General features: G+C 72.0%; 17 protein-coding genes and 1 pseudogene. 13 read left to right on the forward strand and 5 right to left on the reverse strand.

Features of this window, described 5'->3' with window-relative positions; genetic code table 11:
- Positions 1–646: 646 nt before the first annotated feature.
- Complete coding sequence (locus tag ACN6LD_RS16215; RefSeq protein ID WP_445043522.1) at positions 647–1,072, forward strand: hypothetical protein; 426 nt, start codon at positions 647–649, stop codon at positions 1,070–1,072.
- Here ACN6LD_RS16215 and ACN6LD_RS16220 read toward each other — a convergent pair.
- Complete coding sequence (locus ACN6LD_RS16220) at positions 1,038–1,910, reverse strand: DUF4184 family protein (protein WP_319198146.1); 873 nt, start codon at positions 1,908–1,910, stop codon at positions 1,038–1,040. The genes ACN6LD_RS16215 and ACN6LD_RS16220 overlap by 35 nt on opposite strands.
- A 307-nt stretch (positions 1,911–2,217) precedes the next feature.
- Between ACN6LD_RS16220 and ACN6LD_RS16225 the strand changes: the two genes are divergently transcribed.
- From ACN6LD_RS16225 to ACN6LD_RS16235, 3 genes are all read left to right on the forward strand, one after another.
- A complete protein-coding gene (locus ACN6LD_RS16225) occupies positions 2,218–3,963 on the forward strand; it encodes a lytic murein transglycosylase (protein ID WP_445043523.1) in 1,746 nt (581 codons plus the stop codon).
- 200 nt (positions 3,964–4,163) lie between these two features.
- Positions 4,164–4,298, forward strand: coding sequence for an SPW_0924 family protein (locus tag ACN6LD_RS16230; protein ID WP_445043524.1), 135 nt, complete (start codon positions 4,164–4,166; stop codon positions 4,296–4,298).
- Between the two features lie 29 nt (positions 4,299–4,327).
- On the forward strand, positions 4,328–5,323 hold the full coding sequence (locus ACN6LD_RS16235; protein WP_445043525.1) for a DUF3068 domain-containing protein: 996 nt from the start codon (positions 4,328–4,330) through the stop codon (positions 5,321–5,323).
- Here the strand turns inward: ACN6LD_RS16235 and hrpB are convergent.
- Both hrpB and ACN6LD_RS16245 read right to left on the reverse strand, forming a co-directional pair.
- Positions 5,313–7,856, reverse strand: coding sequence for an ATP-dependent helicase HrpB (gene hrpB / locus ACN6LD_RS16240; protein WP_445043543.1), 2,544 nt, complete (start codon positions 7,854–7,856; stop codon positions 5,313–5,315). The genes ACN6LD_RS16235 and hrpB overlap by 11 nt on opposite strands.
- 136 nt (positions 7,857–7,992) lie before the next feature.
- A complete protein-coding gene (locus ACN6LD_RS16245; protein WP_445043544.1) occupies positions 7,993–8,826 on the reverse strand; it encodes a class I SAM-dependent methyltransferase in 834 nt (277 codons plus the stop codon).
- Between the two features lie 376 nt (positions 8,827–9,202).
- Between ACN6LD_RS16245 and rpsA the strand changes: the two genes are divergently transcribed.
- The 4 genes from rpsA to ACN6LD_RS16265 all read left to right on the forward strand — a co-directional run bounded on the left by rpsA (position 9,203) and on the right by ACN6LD_RS16265 (position 13,003).
- Positions 9,203–10,708, forward strand: coding sequence for a 30S ribosomal protein S1 (gene rpsA / locus ACN6LD_RS16250; protein WP_057580242.1), 1,506 nt, complete (start codon positions 9,203–9,205; stop codon positions 10,706–10,708).
- Positions 10,709–10,910: 202 nt separating this feature from the next.
- Entirely contained in the window at positions 10,911–11,849 is a 939-nt protein-coding gene (locus ACN6LD_RS16255; RefSeq protein ID WP_319197228.1) for a PAC2 family protein, read from the forward strand.
- A gap of 102 nt (positions 11,850–11,951) precedes the next feature.
- Entirely contained in the window at positions 11,952–12,572 is a 621-nt protein-coding gene (gene coaE / locus ACN6LD_RS16260) for a dephospho-CoA kinase (RefSeq protein ID WP_445043526.1), read from the forward strand.
- A 50-nt stretch (positions 12,573–12,622) separates the two neighbouring features.
- Positions 12,623–13,003: a tetratricopeptide repeat protein gene (locus ACN6LD_RS16265; RefSeq protein ID WP_319197224.1), complete on the forward strand. Its 381-nt coding sequence runs from the start codon at positions 12,623–12,625 to the stop codon at positions 13,001–13,003.
- Positions 13,004–13,049: 46 nt separating this feature from the next.
- Here the strand turns inward: ACN6LD_RS16265 and ACN6LD_RS16270 are convergent, their stop codons facing one another.
- Positions 13,050–13,316 (reverse strand): DUF6343 family protein, encoded by a 267-nt coding sequence (locus ACN6LD_RS16270; RefSeq protein WP_319197222.1) that lies wholly within the window; start codon positions 13,314–13,316, stop codon positions 13,050–13,052.
- Between the two features lie 170 nt (positions 13,317–13,486).
- Here ACN6LD_RS16270 and ACN6LD_RS16275 point away from each other — a divergent pair, with 170 nt between their 5' ends.
- From ACN6LD_RS16275 to ACN6LD_RS16285, 3 genes are all read left to right on the forward strand, one after another.
- Positions 13,487–14,224 (forward strand): class I SAM-dependent methyltransferase, encoded by a 738-nt coding sequence (locus ACN6LD_RS16275; protein ID WP_319197220.1) that lies wholly within the window; start codon positions 13,487–13,489, stop codon positions 14,222–14,224.
- Between the two features lie 211 nt (positions 14,225–14,435).
- Positions 14,436–14,879: a DoxX family protein gene (locus tag ACN6LD_RS16280; protein ID WP_319198635.1), complete on the forward strand. Its 444-nt coding sequence runs from the start codon at positions 14,436–14,438 to the stop codon at positions 14,877–14,879.
- Positions 14,880–15,200: 321 nt separating this feature from the next.
- Positions 15,201–15,920: a uracil-DNA glycosylase gene (locus ACN6LD_RS16285; protein WP_319198030.1), complete on the forward strand. Its 720-nt coding sequence runs from the start codon at positions 15,201–15,203 to the stop codon at positions 15,918–15,920.
- Between the two features lie 165 nt (positions 15,921–16,085).
- On the opposite strand, the gene ACN6LD_RS16290 is transcribed toward ACN6LD_RS16285, so the two are convergent.
- Entirely contained in the window at positions 16,086–16,754 is a 669-nt protein-coding gene (locus ACN6LD_RS16290; RefSeq protein ID WP_319198028.1) for a GntR family transcriptional regulator, read from the reverse strand.
- A 154-nt stretch (positions 16,755–16,908) separates the two neighbouring features.
- Here ACN6LD_RS16290 and ACN6LD_RS16295 point away from each other — a divergent pair, with 154 nt between their 5' ends.
- Positions 16,909–18,387, forward strand: a complete 1,479-nt coding sequence (locus ACN6LD_RS16295; protein ID WP_445043527.1) for an NCS1 family nucleobase:cation symporter-1 — start codon at positions 16,909–16,911, stop codon at positions 18,385–18,387.
- A 14-nt stretch (positions 18,388–18,401) separates the two neighbouring features.
- Positions 18,402–18,479, forward strand: a pseudogene (locus tag ACN6LD_RS16300) (aspartate/glutamate racemase family protein); the annotation flags it as partial.

An 18,479-nucleotide genomic window follows, 5' to 3' on the forward strand; every position in this document is an offset into this window, starting at 1 on the left:
GCCGGGTTGCTGGGCAACCTGTTCCCGGCTTCCGAGCGGCCGGCTCGTGCCCGCGGCGGTGCCCGGTCGGCTTCCGGCAGCCGATCGGGCGGCGAGGCGACGTCTTTCACGCCTCGGGCATGACGTGGCGTCGTTCAGGGTTCCGGCACGGCATGGGTCGTTCAGGGTTCCGGCACGGCATGGCGTCGTTCTCGGTTCCGGCACGGTCAGCGGCGGGCACCGGCTCTCCGGCGGTCGGCACGTCGCCGGTCGTGCCGGCGGCCGGCGGGGCGGGTATCCCGGCGGTCGGGGCGCGTAACGGCGGTCGGGGCGCGTCCCCCGGTCGGACATCAGGCCGCCTCCGCCGCGTCGGTCGTTCCGGCGAACAGGTGCCGCCGGTCGAGCTGGCTGCACGCAGATCGGGCTGCCCGCAGATGATCGGGCGGCCGGACCTCAGTGAGGTCCGTGAGGTCGGTGAGGCGGCTGCGCGCGGCCGGGTGGCGCCGGTGGTCGGTGGCGCTTCGCGTGCCCGCAGCCCTGGGCGGGCCTGGCGGCAGTGCTCCGGCGCCGCGGAAAGGGGCCTCGCACCGGCTTGCCCCCCGAGGAGCCTCACCCGCGTGGCCCCCGAGAACAGGACCCGGCCGTCTCCCGCCGCCAGGATGCGGCCATGGGTATACGCCTGCTCCACCGCCGAAAGGCCCACGCACGCGTTCACGCCACGGCCGCCGCATCCGCGCGGCTCCGCGCCGGTGACGCTCCCTGGAGCCGCCCGCGCCCCGCCCGCGCCCCCCGGGCCGCCACCCCCCGCATCCCGAGAACCCCCGGCGCCGCCCTGCACACGGCCGCCGTCCGGCTGCGCGGCACGGCGCTCGCCGCACTCGTGCCCCCGTCGGTGTCCCGGCTCGTTCGCCGCCTCGTCCCGCGCGGCGGCGCCCGGCGGCTGTGGGCCGAGGCGCTGCACGGCCGTCCGGCGCTCGTCCTCCGCGTCCTCGGCCGGCGCCGCGGACCGCGCAGGGCGGCATCCCGCATCCCGCTCTTCGTCGCGCCCCCCGCGCCCCTCACCGGGCCTGGGGACGGCGCCCTCCCACGCTGACTGCCGTCGGCTCCGGCTCCCCGGCGCTCCCGCCGGGGGCGGCCGGACGCCACACCCGCACGCCGACGGCGTACACCAGCACACCCACCACCAGCCCCGACCCCGCGCCGAAACACACCGTCGGGACGAGCTCCCACGGCTTCGCGTCGCGCGCACCCCAGTAGTCCCACCAGCGCGTCGCCCGCCGCACCGCTGCGACCAGCGCACAGCAGCCGATCACGGCGGCGGCCCACCACCGGTCCGCCGCCGACAGCACCGCGACCCCCACCGGTTCGGCGTCGGGAGTGCGGCGCACCGCGCGTACCAGGAACACGGCGATCACGACCGCGGCGACCGCGGACCCGCCGTACTGCAGATACCAGTACAGGGGCGAGCCGGCGATCTTCTCGCCGAGTACGGGGAACAACCGCATGCCCCAGCGGTCGAGGTGCGTGAACGCGTCCCACACCACGTGGGTCAGCGCGCCCACCACCGCCGACACGTACCACCACAGGACCGTGGACGCGCGGGCACGCGCACGGGGGGCTCCGCAACGGGTCAGTGCGGCGGTCCGGCCCTGCCGTGCGCGCGGCAGCAGTGCGACCAGCGGTTCGCGCACCAGCAGCCACAGCCCCACGAGCATCCACGCCAGCGGCACGTCCACCGTGAACACGCCGGGGAAGGAGTGCGTGACGTCGCCGAACTCCATGGCCTCGGGCCGGACGCTCGCCGCGTAGTAGGTGAGGTCGGGGGCGAACGACCCCGCCACGAGAACGGCCGGCACCAGCCGTCCGCGGCCGGAGCCGTCGGTGCGCACGGCGGGCAGCACGGCCGCGGCGTGACTCAGAGTGAACGGCAACGGGGCTCCCGGGGGCGGATGTCGACGGGCCTGCCGACCCGTTGATCAACGACGTCCGGTGTGCGGGGCGCGGTTCCCGGCTCTTGTCGCGTGAGCGGCCGGTGAAAACGGCGCCCGAACGGGTGCCGGTCAAAAAGAAGTTGTCGTAGGGTCGCCTGGGTCGCCGCGTCCGACGGCGTGCCGAACCGAAGAACAGAACAGCGCAAACCGCCCACGCATGCAACCTGCGGGGCGGGTTGATCGTCACACGAGTGGCAGTTGATTCGTCACGCGAGTGGCAAGGGCGACACCGGGAGGGTCTCACTTCATGTCGGCGCACTTCGGCACAAGGCTGCGCAAGGGAGCGGTCAACACGACCGTGGCCGCACTGGCGGTCGCGGCTCTGGCCGCGTCCCAGGCACCGGACGTCACGGCCGACACCCAGGGCAGACGGACCGCCGCTGACACCCCCGCCGCCGAGAACGGCGTCGACGCCGGCACGGACGGCAGCGCCACCGGCAACTCGCCGTACTACACGGACCTGCCGCCCCTGCACAGCCCCGCCCCGGCGCCGACCCAGAGCTCCGCCACCACTCCGGCGGGCGCCGGCGCCGGCGAGTCCGGCATCCCCGCGACCGTCCTCGACGCCTACAAGAAGGCCGAGGCCCAGCTGGCGCAGGCCAAGCCGGGCTGCAACCTGCCCTGGCAACTCCTCGCCGCCATCGGCAAGGTCGAGTCGGGCCAGGCGCGCGGCGGCAACGTCACCGCCGACGGCACGACCGTCTCGCCGATCCTCGGACCGGTCCTCAACGGCAGCGGCTTCGCCAACATCAAGGACACCGACAACGGCGCCTACGACGGCGACAGCACCTTCGACCGCGCCGTGGGCCCCATGCAGTTCATTCCGTCCACCTGGGCGTGGGCGGGCCGCGACGGCAACGCCGACGGCAAGAAGGACCCCAACAACATCTACGACGCCGCACTCGCCGCCGGCCACTACCTGTGCCGCTACGGCTGGGACATGGCGACGACGACCGGGATGCGCACCGCGATCCTCAGCTACAACAACTCCACGGACTACCTGAACACCGTCCTGTCGTGGCTGGAGTACTACCGCAAGGGCTCGCACGAGATCCCCGACGGCACCGGCGCCGTGCCGACCGACCGCAGCGACGACTACACGCCGACCTCGCCGTCCGTGCCGACGACGCCCGGCACGCCGTCGGTCCCGAGCACGCCCGGCACGCCGGCGAAGCCGTCCACGCCCGGTAAGCCGACCAAGCCGTCCACGCCCGCCAAGCCGACCCCGACGCCGGCCCCGACACCGACCGAGACGGTCCACCACCTCGAGGCCGCGGGCCCGGCGAAGATCACCGCCATGGCGGGCGACGTCTACACGGACCGCGTCAGCGCCCGGGCGGAGACCGCCGCCGGCAAGGCCGTCGCCAAGGTGAGGGTCCGCTTCACCGTCGTCGGCGACACCGACGCCGAGTTCACCGGCGGCGAGAAGGTCGCCACGATCGTCACCGACAGCAAGGGCATCGCCCTCGCGCCCGCCCTCCAGGCAGGCGAGAAGAGCGGCGCCTTCACCGTCCGCGCCACCGTCCTCGGCCGTACGCTGTCGGCCCTCGACTACGCGGCCACCGTCACCCCCCGGGCCGCCGACGCCCTCGCCCGCACCGGCGACGCCGCACTCACCTGCACCGCCGGCGGCCAGTTCGCCACGCCCGTCGAGGTGAAGGCCACGTACAAGGGGGCGGCAGCGGACAAGGTCGCGGCCACGGCCACCCTGGTCAAGTCGGCCGACGACCCGACGACGAACGACAAGGGCCCCTACTTCAAGGACGCGGCCGGCAACCCCGTCCGCACCCTGGACCTGCAGACGGACGCCGACGGCCTGCTGCGGCTGCCGCAGCTGTACGCGGACGACACCGCCGGCGCCTACCTGCTGCGCATCACCACCGCCGGCGGAGCCGTCCTCACGGTCGAACTGACCGTCACGGCCGCCGAGACGTCGACGCCCACCCCCGCACCCGTGGAGTCGGAGCCGGAGGCGACGCCCTCCGCTTCGTAGGTCAGGGCGGCCGGGCGCACCCGCCCGTACGTCCGCACGCGGTCCACACCGCCTCCGCACGACGACGGCGGCCCCTCTCCACACCGAGGGGCCGCCGCCGTCGTGTCCGACGTGTTCTCATCTCACGCGCGCGTTGCTACGGTGCCCGCCCTGACGCCCTGTCAGTTCCGTGCGGAGTTCCGCCGCTTCAGGAGGCCTTGATGCGCGCTCTGATCGCCGCCGCGACCGGCCTCGCCCTCGCGCTCGCCCTGGTGCTCACCCTCACCGCGCTCGGCGCCCCGGCCGGACGGACCTCCCCGAAACCCCTGCTGACGACCGTCCCCGCCCACCCCTGACCGCACCACCGCCCGCGAAGGAGGCCGGGATGCGCCGCAAGACAAGCCTGATCCTGCTCGCCCTCGCCGTGTTCTTCGCGGCGCTCTCCCCCCTGATGCGCTGGTACGCCTTCCCCCGCCTGGCCAAGATCCCCGCGAACGAGTACCAGACGATGGTCCTGGAGGCCAAGAACGCCACCCTCCTCGACTACGGCAACGGCCTCATCGCCCGCACCGTCCCGAAGGTCACCATCGTGCAGACCCTCAAAGGCGACGTCGAAGCCTCCGAGAAGATCGAGAAGACGGCCGGCCGGGACGTCGTCGTCTGGGACGGCCTGTCCTACGTCCAGGGACCCGACGGCAAGATGGTCTCCCAGGTCCCCGAGCGCTACATCTTCGACGCCCACACCCAGGAACCCGTCCACGCCACCGGCGAGACGGTCGACGGCGACCCCGTCCGCCGCAAGGGCATCGAGTTCAAGTGGCCGTTCCTGACGGAGAAGCGCGACTACGAGTACTTCGACGCCCAGACCCGCACCAGCGCCCCCATCCACTACCAGGGCACCCGGACCTTCCGCGGCCTGAAGGTCTACTACTTCGAGCAGACCGTCCCCTGGACCCAGGTCGCCATGCCCAAGACGATGCCGGTCAAGGGCATCACCCCGGCGGACATCGCCAAGACCGGCACCACCCGCTGGTACACCACGGTCCGCAAGTTCTGGGTCGAACCCGTCACCGGAGCACCGGTCAACGGCGAGGAGATCCATCAGGAGGAACTGCGCGGCGGCACCCTCCTCGGCGGCCGCGCCAAGGTCACCGCGTTCGCCGGACACGTCAAGATGCGTGAGGACTACATCGACCACACGGTGTCCGTCGTCAAAGCCAACCGCACCCTGGTCCTGCTGCTGACCTCCTACCTGCCGTGGAGCTTCCTCCTGCTGGCCGTCCTGCTCCTGTCGCTCTCCCTCTGCCTGGAGGCCCGCGCCCGCCGCCCCCGGCCGCCCGCGCCCGCCGCCCCCGCCGCACCGCAGCCGGTCACCGCCTGAGCCGCGCGTTGGTGTGCCGGGTCGGCTCGGCGGCCGCCGGATCCTCCGGCCAGGGATGCTTCGGGTACCGGCCGCGCAACTCCGCCCGCACCCCCTTGTAGCCCTCCCTCCAGAAGGACGCGAGGTCGGCGGTGACGGCCACGGGCCGCCCGGCGGGCGACAGCAGATGCACCAGCAACGCCACCCCCGCCACCCGCGGCGACTCCTGCAGCCCGAACATCTCCTGCAGCTTCACCGCCAGCACCGGCCGCTCCGGGTCCGCGTAGTCGATCCGCACCCTGGACCCGCTGGGGACGGCGATCCGCTCGGGCGTGAGCTCGTCCAGCCGGCCCGCCTCACCGGACGCCCACGGCAACAGCCGTCCGAGCGCCGCCCCGGCGTCGATCCGCCCGAGATCGCTCCGCCGCCGCGCCCGACCGAGCTCCGGCTCCAGCCATTCGTCCACGCGCGCGAGCAACGACGCGTCGCCGACGTCGGGCCACGGCTCACCGAGCCGCAACCGCACAAAAGCCAGCCGCTCGCGCAGCACGGCCGCCTCGGCCGACCAGCGCAGCAGCCCCAGCCCCTCCTTCTCCAGCCCCTCCACCAACGCACCGCGCACGAGTGCCGCGTCGGCGTCCCGCAGCGGACGCGCCGCGAGCTCCACCGCCCCGAGCCGCTCCACCCGCCGCGCCACCACGTCCCCGTCGGCCCAGCGCACCTCGTCCCGCTCGTCCAGCAGTGCACCGGCCGCGAGCCGCGCCACCTCCCCGTCCACCACCGCCGCCAACTGCACGCGCGCGTGCCCCCTGCCGACCGGCCGGTCCGCGACGGCGACGGCGAGCCAGCGGGCGCCCCGCAGACCCGACCCCTCCCGCACCTCCGCCCGGGTGCCCGAGATCATCAGCCACGACCCCCCGTCGGACCTCGCGACCCGCTCCGGGAAGGCCAGGGCCACCACGTGGCCCACGGCCAGATCCTCACCGGCGACCACCCCGCTCCCGACGCCCCCCGAACCCGACGACGCCTCCCGCGCGGCCGGCACGCCGACATCCGCCGCGACGGCCCGCAGCCGCCGCACCTCCGACCGCCACTTCCCGGCATAGGCGTCGCCCCCGCGCCGGGCGCCGCGCAGCGCCGCCGCCAGATCGTCGCCGTACTCCCGCGGAGCCTCCTCGCTCAGCAGCGCGACCACCTCCGCCGCCCGCTCCGACCCCACCAGCGCCGCCCCGTCCAGCAGCGCCCGCCCCAGCCGCGGATGCAACCCCAGCCGAGCCAGCCGCACCCCCCGGGCCGTCGCCCGGCCCGCCGCGTCCACCGCGCCGATCGCCGTCAGCAGCTCCCGCGCCGCCGCCATCGCCCCCGCCGGCGGCGCGTCGAGCAGCGCGAGTCCCGACGCGTCCGGATCACCCCAGCAGGCCGCCTGCAGCGCGAACGCCGTCAGATCGGCGACCTTGATCTCCGGAGCCGGGAACGCCGGCAGCCGGACGTCCTCCGCCTGCGCCCAGCACCGGTACACCGCCCCAGGCGCCTCACGCCCGGCCCGGCCCGCCCGCTGCCGTCCCGCCGCCTGCGAAGCCCGCACGGTCGCCAGCGCGCTCAGCCCACGCGCGTGATCCACCCGCGGCTCCCGCGCCAGACCCGAGTCCACGACCACCCGCACCCCCGGCACGGTCAGCGAGGACTCCGCCACGGACGTGGCGAGCACCACCCGGCGCCGCACACCGGGCGACAGCACCGCGTCCTGCACCCCCGCCGGCGACCGCCCGTGCACCTGCAGCACGTCCACCCCCGCCGGCGCCCCCAGCTGCCCCGCGACCCGCGCGATCTCCCCGACGCCCGGCAGGAAGCACAGCACGTCCCCCGACCGCTCCGCGAGCGCCCGCCGCACCACCGACGCCACATGCGCGAGCAGCGCCGGATCGACCCGCATCCCGTGCGGCGGCCGCACGGCGCGCACCGGCGGCGCCCACACCACCTCGACGTCGAACGCCGAGCCGTGGGCCCGGACCACCGGAGCCCCGCCCAGCAGCCGCGCCCACCCGGCCGTGTCCGTCGTCGCCGAGGCGGCCACCAGCCGCAGCTCGGGCCGCAGCGTCTCGCGCACGTCCCACAGGAACGCGGCCGAGGCGTCCGCGTCGAGATGGCGCTCATGGCACTCGTCCAGCACCACCACGTCGACGCCCGTCAGCTCCTGGTCGCGCTGGAGCCGCTGCAGCAGCACGCCGGTCGTGACGACCTCCACCCGCGTGTGCCGCCCGACGACCCGCTCGCCGCGCACGGTGTGACCGACGCTGTCCCCGGGCCTCTCGCCCAGCAGCCAGGCCATCCGCCGCGCCGCGGCCCGTGCCGCGATACGCCGCGGCTCGGCCACCACCACCCGCCGCGCGGGCCCCTCGCCCAGCAGCCCGGCCAGCACCAGCGGCACCAGCGTCGTCTTGCCGGTGCCGGGCGGCGCGGCGAGCACGGCAGCGCCGTGCCCCTCCAGGGCGTCGTTCAGTTCGGGCAGGGCGGCCCGCACGGGCAGCGCGTCCAGGGCGTCGAAACGGGGGATCACGCACCCAGTGTCGTACGCCGCCTCCTTACACGTACGCGCGCGTACGCGTACGTGCAGCGCGTGCCCGTAGGCAAACAGGAGGACGGCAGGACGCCAGGACGAACACACGGCGTCGGCGGCGGTCGGTCGCCGCCTACGCGCCCTGGTCCCGCTCGCAGACGAAGACGGCCGTGCCCGGGATCAGGTTGCCGCGCAGCGGGGACCAGCCGCCCCACTCCGACGAGTTCCAGGCCGGCCACTCCGGCTCGACCAGGTCCACCAGCCGGAACCCGCCCGCCACGATGTCGCGGACCCGGTCGCCCAGCGTGCGGTGATGCTCCACGTACACGGCGCGGCCCTGATCGTCCTGCTCGACGTAAGGAGTGCGGTCGAAGTAGGAGGAGGACACGGAAAGGCCCTCGGGACCCGGCTCGTCGGGAAACGCCCAGCGGATCGGATGGGTCACCGAGAACACGAAACGCCCGCCCGGACGCAGCACCCGCCGCACCTCCCGCAGCACCAGCACCGGATCGGCGACGAAGGGCAGCGCCCCGTACGCCGAGCACGCCAGGTCGAAGGAGGCGTCCGCGAAGGGCAGCGCGCCCGCGTCGGCGCACACCAGCGGGAACGAGCCGCCGATGCGCAGCGCGTGCTGGAGCTGCCGGTGGGAGAGGTCCAGGGCGACCGGACGGGCGCCCTGGGCGGCCAGCCAGCGCGCGCACTGCGCCGCGCCGGCGCCGATCTCCAGGACCGACCTGCCCTTCAGCTCCTCCGGCGGGCCGAGCAGCTCGGCCTCCACCTCGTCCAGACCCTCGGGTCCCCACACGAAGCGGTCGTCGCCGAGGAAAGTGCCGTGCTCGACCTGGTATTCGTCCGCGTTGCGGTCCCACCAGCCCCGGTTGGCCCGGGAGCTCTCGGCGACGTCGGCGTCGCGTCGGGTGGCTTCCGGCTCGAAGACCGGCTCGGACGATGCGGGCTCTTGGATGATCGGCTCCCTCGTCGTACTCTTCCGTGCAACCCGCCCGACGGCGCACCTGTGGTGTCGCCGGAGGAGCTTCCTGCGGCCTGCGTGGCCTCAGGAGAAAGGTTGTGTGCCGGGTTTGCGGTGATCCGCCCCGGGTGTGCGCCTTCGCGCATTGACCCTGCCCGGCTGCCCCCGTATGCTACAAGTTGCGCTGCGAGCCTGCGCACCTCAGACGTAGCAGGCTGCGCTCGCATCTGTTGTATGTCCCCTCGGTTTTCGAGGCGTCGTCACCAGTTCCTGGTGGGGCGCGTCCTTGGCTGTCCGGCTTCTTCAGAGCGACACGGGCTCCCGGCGTAGCAGTACCTACGACTTTCTGTCCGTAACCGGAGCCCTTTCCCACATGACGAGCAGCACCGAGACCACCGCCACCACCCCGCAGGTTGCGGTCAACGACATCGGTAACGAGGAAGCCTTCCTCGCCGCGATCGACGAGACGATCAAGTACTTCAACGACGGCGACATCGTCGACGGCGTCATCGTGAAGGTCGACCGGGACGAGGTCCTGCTCGACATCGGTTACAAGACCGAAGGTGTCATCCCGAGCCGCGAACTCTCGATCAAGCACGACGTCGACCCCAACGAGGTCGTCGCCGTCGGTGACGAGATCGAAGCCCTTGTTCTCCAGAAGGAGGACAAGGAAGGCCGCCTGATCCTCTCGAAGAAGCGCGCCCAGTACGAGCGCGCCTGGGGCACGATCGAGAAGATCAAGGAAGAGGACGGCATCGTCACCGGCACCGTCATCGAGGTCGTCAAGGGTGGTCTCATCCTTGACATCGGCCTCCGTGGCTTCCTGCCGGCCTCCCTCGTCGAGATGCGCCGCGTCCGCGACCTCCAGCCCTACGTGGGCAAGGAGCTCGAGGCCAAGATCATCGAGCTGGACAAGAACCGCAACAACGTGGTCCTGTCCCGCCGCGCCTGGCTGGAGCAGACCCAGTCCGAGGTGCGCCAGACGTTCCTCACGACCCTCCAGAAGGGTCAGGTCCGCTCCGGCGTCGTCTCCTCGATCGTCAACTTCGGTGCCTTCGTGGACCTGGGCGGCGTCGACGGTCTGGTCCACGTCTCCGAGCTGTCCTGGAAGCACATCGACCACCCCTCCGAGGTCGTCGAGGTCGGCCAGGAGGTCACGGTCGAGGTCCTCGACGTCGACATGGACCGCGAGCGCGTCTCCCTGTCGCTGAAGGCGACCCAGGAAGACCCGTGGCAGCAGTTCGCCCGCACCCACCAGATCGGCCAGGTCGTGCCCGGCAAGGTCACGAAGCTGGTTCCGTTCGGTGCGTTCGTCCGCGTGGACGAGGGCATCGAGGGTCTGGTCCACATCTCCGAGCTGGCCGAGCGCCACGTGGAGATCCCGGAGCAGGTCGTCCAGGTCAACGACGAGATCTTCGTCAAGGTCATCGACATCGACCTCGAGCGTCGCCGGATCTCGCTGTCGCTGAAGCAGGCCAACGAGTCCTTCGGCTCCGACCCGGCCTCGGTCGAGTTCGACCCGACGCTCTACGGCATGGCCGCGTCGTACGACGACCAGGGCAACTACATCTACCCCGAGGGCTTCGACCCCGAGACCAACGACTGGCTCGAGGGCTTCGAGTCGCAGCGTGAGGTCTGGGAGAACCAGTACGCCGAGGCGCAGACGCGCTTCGAGCAGCACCAGGCTCAGGTCATCAAGTCCCGCGAGGCGGACGAGAAGGCCGCTGCCGAGGGTGGCGACACGGCGGGTGCGGCTCCGGCCGCGTCCAGCGGTGGCGGCGGCTCCTACTCCTCCGAGGGCGCCGACACGTCCGGCGCGCTGGCCTCGGACGAGGCGCTCGCCGCGCTGCGCGAGAAGCTGGCCGGCGGCCAGAGCTGATCGCAGCAGACCGCAGCGATCAGCAGTGATCGCAGCCACTGAGGCGTAGCACGTAGCCGAGGGCCCGCACCTTTCGAGGTGCGGGCCCTCGGTGCTGACCGCGACCCCGTCCCGCACGAGTCCTCCGATCATGGGGCTCGGCCGGGAATGCCCACGCTCCCAAGGGTGTTGTTCGGAAGGAACACGAGGAGGAGCAGTCCAAGTGCTTGATCCGCAGAGTCTGTACGCATGGGAGCCGAAGGGCCTGGCAGTCGTCGACATGGCGCTGGCCCAGGAGTCGGCCGGACTAGTCATGCTCTACCACTTCGACGGATACATCGACGCGGGCGAGACCGGCGACCAGATCGTCGAGCGGCTTCTCGACTCGCTGCCCCACCAGCTCGTCGCCCGCTTCGACCACGACCGGCTCGTGGACTACCGCGCCCGCCGCCCGCTGCTCACCTTCAAGCGCGACCGATGGACCGAGTACGAGGAACCGGCCATCGAGGTGCGGCTCCTCCAGGACACCACCGGCGCCCCCTTCCTCCTGCTGTCCGGCCCCGAGCCGGACGTCGAGTGGGAGCGTTTCTCCGCCGCCGTGCAGCAGATCATCGAGCGGCTCGGCGTCCGCCTGTCCGTGAACTTCCACGGCATCCCCATGGGCGTACCGCACACGCGACCCGTGGGCCTCACCCCGCACGGCAACCGCACCGACCTCATGCCGGGCCACCGCAGCCCCTTCGACGAGGCCCAGGTCCCCGGCAGCGCCGAAGCGCTCGTCGAGTACCGCCTCATGGAAGCCGGCCACGACATCCTGGGCGTCGCCGCACACGTGCCGCACTACATCGCCCGCTCCGCGTACCCCGACGCCGCCCTGACGGTCCTCGAGGCGATCACCGCGGCGACCGGGCTGGTCCTTCCCGCCGTCGCCCACGCCCTGCGCACGGACGCACACCGCACGCAGACCGAGATCGACCGCCAGATCCAGGAAGGCGACGAAGAGCTGACCGCTCTCGTCCAGGGCCTCGAGCACCAGTACGACGCCGCCGCCGGCGCCGAGACCCGCGGAAACATGCTCGCCGAGCCGGTCGACATCCCGTCCGCCGACGAGATCGGCCTGGAATTCGAGCGCTTCCTGGCGGAACGGGAAGGCGAGGGCTGAGCAGCCGACTGCTTCCCGGGCGCCGCGCAGACAGCGGCGCCCGGAAGCGGAACGCCCGGCCCGCCGGGCGCACCGTCACCGGCAGGGCCTAAGCTTCCGCTCATGCTGAAGGTGGGCCTGACCGGCGGGATCGGCGCCGGCAAGAGCGAGGTGTCACGGCTGCTCGTCGAGCACGGAGCCGTGCTCATCGACGCGGACCGCATCGCACGCGAGGTCGTCGCCCCGGGAACCCCCGGTCTCGCGGCCGTCGTCGAGGCCTTCGGGAAGGACGTGCTGACACCCGACGGCACCCTCGACCGTCCCCGGCTCGGCTCCATCGTCTTCACCGACCCCGAGCGACTCGCCGTCCTCAACTCGATCGTGCACCCCCTCGTCGGCGCCCGCTCCCACGACCTCGAGACGGCGGCCCCCGAGGACTCCGTCGTCGTCCACGACGTCCCCCTCCTCACCGAGAACGGCCTCGCCCCCCTGTACGACGTCGTCATCGTCGTCGACGCGGCGCCCGACACCCAGCTGGACCGGCTCGTCCGGCTGCGCGGCATGACCGAGGACGACGCCCGCGCCCGCATGGCCGCCCAGGCGACCCGCGAGGACCGCCGGGCGATCGCCGACATCGTGATCGACAACGACGTGCCACTGGCCGAGTTGGAACAACGCGTGCAGGACGTCTGGGACGACCTCGTAGGCCGAGCACACGCACGGCGCGGGACCTCCCCGGAATAGCGCCGCCGGCTCCGCGCGTTGAACCCTTCCAGCAAGGGAAGGATTTTTCCGTGCCCAATACCGCAGGTTCGACCGGACGTACTCCGGAGACGCACGTCATCGACTTCCGTGCCGCGGAACAGCTCCTCGCCGCACGGGACCCGCGGGGCGCGGTGAAATTGCTCGACTCGGTCATCGCCGCACACCCCGAGAACACCGCCGCCCGGCTCCTGCGGGCGCGCGCCTTCTTCGCCGCCGCTCAACTACGCCCCGCCGAGCTGGAGTTCACCGTCGTTCTGGAGCGGGAGCCGGACAACGCGTTCGCGCACTTCGCACTCGGCCGCACCTTCGAACGACAGGGCCGCGGCGACCAGGCCACACGTCACTTCCGGCTGGCCGCCGCACTCGATCCCAACCCCGAGTACCTGAAGGCCGCACGCTTCGACAGCTGAGGTGGGCTCGTCGGCTGAGGCTGGCTCGTCAGTTGAGGCTGGCTCGTCACCGCGGATGATGCTCCGGCGGCCGGTACGGGGGGATGTCCCGGCCCGGCTGGTAGTGGGGGCCCTGCCGGATGTGCCTGAGGACCACCGTCATGTCGACCGTGATCACCACCCACAGCACCCCGCAGGCCGCCGCCCACCCCGGGCGCCCCACCACGGCGAACGCGGCCGTCCCGAAGACCGCCCAGGCCAGTCCCCACAGGGACAGCCACAGACGCATCCGCAGTGCACTGCGCGCTGTCGTCGGCTCACTGCCCGTACGCATCCCGATCACGGCTCCTCACCTCAACGTACTCCTCCGCCCGGACGCCATCCACAGGCTCCTTCGCCGCCGCGGACGCGATCGAACGGCGGGCCATCACTCGAACAGGTGAACCGCCCCAGGCTGGGAACGGTCCTCCGCAACCCGCCCGTTGGACGGGTATGACACGAGAAATGCGCCACGGATACAAGGGAACCGGCCCGGGTGCGATCACCCCGGACGGCTGCGCGGTCGAGTTCTACACCCGACTCCCGGTCGGGAACGAGCCGGACATCGTCGCGGCGGCGGCCCCCGCCGGCGCCCGCATCCTGGAACTCGGCAGCGGCGTGGGGCGAGTGACCCACGCCCTGCTGGAGCGGGGATTCACCGTCACCGCCGTCGACGAGTCCGCCGAGATGCTGGAGCGCGTCCGCGGAACGCGCACGATATGCAGTCCGATCGAGCACCTCGACCTGGGCGAGACGTTCGACGTGGTCATGCTCGCCTCCTTCCTCGTGCACAGCGGCGACGTCGAGGTGCGGCGCGGGCTGCTGCGAACCTGCTTACGCCACGTCGCCGAGGGCGGATGTGTGCTGATCCAACGGGAGGGCGAGGACTATCACACCGACGTGCCCCGCGAACGGGTCGACCCGAGCGGCTTCACGGTCCGGGTCGTCTCGGCCGAGCCCGCCGGGGAGGGCGTCCACTCCGTGCACGCGGAGTACGAGTTCCCCGACGCCGTGTGGACACAGACCTTTCTGTCCCGGCCCCTGACCCGAGAACAGTTCGAGGAGGCACTCGCCGAAGCCGGCCTGAGAGTCGACCGGTACGTGACGCAGGACAGGGTCTGGGTACGGGCGGTGCCGACCACGGATCGGGGATCGGGCGGCAGTCGGGAGGCTGCGGACACCGGCGGGGCAGGAGGGGCATGACACGGAAGCAGCGCTGACGGCGGGGAGGAGGGGACGAGCGGGGAGAGCGAGGGAGGAGGGGAGAGAGGGAAAGGGAGGGATGGGAGGCGGGAGCGCGGAACCCGGGCGGGCGGGAAAACCTGGTGCGAGGCGATGAGTTGTGTGTCGGAGAGCGGTCTACCTCTGCGACCGGCGTGACACCACGACGAACCGCTGACCGCAGGAGGACCCCATGTCCGAGACCACCGCTTCGCTCGCCACCACGACCGACTCCCCCTCCGCTCCCACCGGAGGCCGCCGCGCCCGGATCGCCCTGCGGGGCCTGCAGGTGATCCTCGCGCTGTTCTACGGGGTCGCCAGCGCGCTCCCCAAGCTGATCGCGCACCCGTCGGCTTCCGAGGCCTTCCACACGATGGGCTGGGGCAGTGCAGGCATGTACACCGTCGGCGTCCTCGAACTCGCCGGTGCGATCGCCCTGTTGGTCCCCGTGCTCCAGTCCGTGGCGGCGATCGCTCTGGGAGCGCTGATGGTGGGCGCGTTCGTCGTCCAGGTCACGGTCTTCGACGGCCAGAACGCGGCGACACCGCTCATCCTGCTGGTGCCGCTCGCGCTCATCGCCTGGACCCGACGCGAGTCGAACACGGATCTGCTGCGGGCTGCACGACGCTGGGTGTGACGGGGAGGGGGCGGGTGGGGGAGGGGAGGGGAGGGGAGGGGGTGGCCCCCCAGGGTTTGCGCGGCGCGGTCTTACGGTGGAGATATGGACGCCTCCGACGCCTCCGGGAACGACGCCTCCGCCCCCGACGCCTCCGGCAACGATGGCTTCGCCTCCGACGCCTCCGACGCCTCCGACGCCTCCGGCAACGACGCCTCCGGCACGCCCGAATCCTCTGGCACCCCCGACCTCTCGGGCACCGCCCGCGCCCGCTCCGCTCGTTCCGCCGGGGCTACCGCCCGCGCCCGTTCCGGTCGTTCCGCCGCCGGCATCTCCAGCGGACTGCTCGGCGGGTCCGGCTCGGCCCTTGTCGAGCTTGACCGGCGTGTCGCGGGGTGCGGCGCGTGTCCTCGGCTGGTGGCCTGGCGTGAGGAGGTGGCGCGTGACAAGCGGGCTGCGTTCGCGGACTGGACGTACTGGGGGCGGCCCGTTCCCGGGTTCGGGCCGTCCGATGCACGACTGTTGATCGTCGGGCTGGCCCCGGCCGCGCACGGCGGGAACCGTACGGGGCGGATGTTCACGGGCGACCGTTCCGGGGACGTGCTGTATCAGGCGCTGTTCGACGTGGGTCTGACCTCGCAGCCCACCGCCGTCTCCGTCGACGACGGCCTGGAGCTGTACGGCGTGCGGGTCACCTCGCCGGTGCACTGTGCGCCGCCGGCCAACCGGCCCACGCCGGGGGAGCGGGACACCTGTCGGCCCTGGCTCGTGCAGGAGCTGCGGCTGTTGAGGCCGACGTTGCGCGCGGTCGTGGTGCTCGGCTCTTTCGGCTGGCAGGCCGCGCTGCCCGCGTTCGCCGAGGCGGGCTGGGCTGTGCCGCGGCCGAGGCCCGGCTTCGCGCACGGAACGCGGGTGCGCCTGGACGGCCCGCAGCACGGTGACGGTCTCGACGTCTTCGGCTGCTTCCATGTCAGTCAGCGCAACACTTTCACCGGCCGGCTCACCCCCGAGATGCTGCGCGATGTGCTCCGGACGGCAGCCGGGGCGGCGGGACTGGCGTAGCCCGTAGCGTCGACCGGCGACCGGCGGCCGGCGACAGCGGAGGCCGCCGGCCAGTGAAGGGTGGCAGGTGGCAGGTGGCAGGTCGCGGGTGGGCCGATGGCCTGCGGTCCTCGGTCCGTGGGCGGCGGTCTGCCGCCGCGGCGGTCGGACCCTCGGCGGCGAGGTTCAGGCGGACGGGGCTTCGTGGACGTCGTCCCCGAAGAGCTGCCGCACGGTGGAGCGGTAGTTGGCCTGTACGTGGTGGAGGGCGTGGGAGCGGGCGCGGTCGGGGTCGCCGGAGGCGATGGCGTCGTAGAGCTCCTGGTGTTCGGTGAGGAGCTGGGGCCATTCCTCGTTGCGGCGGGTGAGCCATTGCAGGCGTCCGGCGACGGGTTCCATGACCGAGATCAGCAAGGTGTTGCCCGCCATGGCGAGGAGACGGTCGTGGAAGCGGGTGTTGATGTCGGTGATCGTCTCGGCGTCTCCGGCTTCGGTGGCGCTCGCCGCCCGTGTCAGGAGTTCGCGCAGCTCGGCGAGGTCCTCCGGGGTGGCGCGGGCGGCGGCGAGACCGGCGGCGTAGACCTCCAGGGCCTCGCGCAGTTCGAAGAGCTCGTCGACGTCGGTGGGGCTCAAGGGGCGTACGACGGTACGGCGCGGGGTTTCGAACAGGACGAAGCCTTCGGCCACGAGGGCCCGGATGGCTTCCCGCACCGGAACTCTGGAGACGCCGAAGCGCTCGGCGAGCTCACGCTCGACGAGTCGGTCTCCGGGGCGGAGACTGCCGGCGATGATCTCCTGCCGAAGGGCGCCCAACACCCGTTCGCGCACCGCTCCGAGCGGTTCGATCTTCGTCATGGACCCATCCTCGCCGATGCGAGGGGGCTTTTACCGGGCCGTAACGGGACGGTCATCGGTCAGAACGCTTGACGGCGGGACCATGTCCGCAGTTTGGTATACCAAACGATCGGCCGTAGTCCTCCTCCTCCGTCCCCTCGCTCAGGGAGGCCCCGTGTCCCTCGCCGACAGCGCCGAAGTCACCGGCGCACCAGCCTTCGTTCCCGACCCCCGGCTCACCAACGAAGACCTCGCGCCCGCCGACAAGCGGAACTGGAAGGTCTTCGACCTCTTCGCCATGTGGATGTCGGACGTCCACAACCTCGGCAACTACACCTTCGCCGCCGGGCTGCTGGTCCTGGGCATGAACGTCTGGCAGATCTTCACGTCCCTCCTCGTGGGCTTCGTGCTCATCTACGTCGGCATGAACTGGATGGGCAGGATCGGCCAGCGCCACGGAGTGCCCTTCCCGGTCGTCAGCCGCATCAGCTTCGGAGTCTGGGGAGCCAACATCCCGGCCCTCATCCGGGCCGTGATCGCCATCATGTGGTACGGCATCCAGACCTACCTGGCCTCCGTCGCCGTCAACGTGATGCTTCTGGCGGCCTGGCCGGGCCTCGAGTCCTGGACGCACAACTCGTTCCTGGGCCTCGACGCGCTCGGCTGGATGTCGTTCGTGTCCCTGTGGCTGGTCCAGGCGCTGATCATCAGCCAGGGCATGGAGTCGGTGCGCAAGTTCCAGGACTTCTGCGGTCCGGCGATCTGGCTGGTGATGATCGCCCTTGCCGTGTGGGTGCTGTCCAGGGCCGGCTGGACCATCTCCCTCACCTCCACCCCGCACCCGGTCTCCGTGGGTGAGCAGTGGCGGCAGTGGTTCGGCGCGATCGGCCTGATCCTCGCCACCTACGGCACCCTGATGCTCAACTTCTGCGACTTCTCCCGCTTCGCGCCCGACTACCGGACGGTCCGACGCGGCAACTTCTGGGGTCTGCCGCTCAACTCGACGGCCTTCGTGGTGGTCTCCGTGATCGTGACGGCCGGCTCGCTGGAGGTGTTCGGCGAGGCCATCACCGACCCGGCGGAACTGGTCGCCAAGGTCGGCAACACGTGGGTGCTCGTCCTGGGCGCGCTCACCTTCGCCGTCGCGACCATGGGCGTCAACATCGTCGCCAACTTCGTCTCGCCGGCGTACGACCTCGCCAACGTCTGGCCGCAGAAGATCACGTTCAAGGTCGGCGGCATGATCAGCACGGTCGCCGCTCTGGTCGTCACGCCCTGGAACCTCTTCTCCAACCCGACCGTCGTCAACTACTTCCTCGGCGGCCTCGGAGCCTTCCTCGGCCCGCTGTTCGGCGTGATCATGGTCGACTACTACTGGGTGAAGCGCGGCCGGGTCGACGTGCAGGAGCTGTTCGACGGCCGGCCCGGCTCCCGCTACTACTACCGCAAGGGCGTCAACCCCAAGGCCCTGTGGGCGTTCCTGCCCTCCGCGGCGGTCGCGGCGGTCCTCGCACTGGTGAGGACGTTCAGCGATGTGGCTCCCTATTCCTGGTTCATCGGGACGGCCCTCGGCGCCGGCCTCTACGTCCTGCTGTGCCGCGACGAGCGGACGGCCGGCGCCGCGGTCGTCGCCGAGAAGCCGGTGGAGGTCTGACCAGGGTGCGGAACGTGCGGATCGTCGTCACCAACTGCAACACCACGCAGGAGATGACGGAGGAGATCGTGCGGGGTGCCCGGGCCGCGGCA

This window comes from Streptomyces sp. SAS_272 (genome assembly GCF_052543235.1).

Coding starts and splice junctions, on each gene's coding strand:
- ACN6LD_RS16215 (WP_445043522.1), top strand. CDS start 647: ATGGGTATACGCCTGCTCCACCGCCGAAAGGCCCACGCACGCGTTCAC.
- ACN6LD_RS16225 (WP_445043523.1), top strand. CDS start 2,218: ATGTCGGCGCACTTCGGCACAAGGCTGCGCAAGGGAGCGGTCAACACG.
- ACN6LD_RS16230 (WP_445043524.1), top strand. CDS start 4,164: ATGCGCGCTCTGATCGCCGCCGCGACCGGCCTCGCCCTCGCGCTCGCC.
- ACN6LD_RS16235 (WP_445043525.1), top strand. CDS start 4,328: ATGCGCCGCAAGACAAGCCTGATCCTGCTCGCCCTCGCCGTGTTCTTC.
- rpsA (WP_057580242.1), top strand. CDS start 9,203: ATGACGAGCAGCACCGAGACCACCGCCACCACCCCGCAGGTTGCGGTC.
- coaE (WP_445043526.1), top strand. CDS start 11,952: ATGCTGAAGGTGGGCCTGACCGGCGGGATCGGCGCCGGCAAGAGCGAG.
- ACN6LD_RS16270 (WP_319197222.1), bottom strand. CDS start 13,316: ATGCGTACGGGCAGTGAGCCGACGACAGCGCGCAGTGCACTGCGGATG.
- ACN6LD_RS16275 (WP_319197220.1), top strand. CDS start 13,487: ATGCGCCACGGATACAAGGGAACCGGCCCGGGTGCGATCACCCCGGAC.
- ACN6LD_RS16280 (WP_319198635.1), top strand. CDS start 14,436: ATGTCCGAGACCACCGCTTCGCTCGCCACCACGACCGACTCCCCCTCC.
- ACN6LD_RS16290 (WP_319198028.1), bottom strand. CDS start 16,754: ATGACGAAGATCGAACCGCTCGGAGCGGTGCGCGAACGGGTGTTGGGC.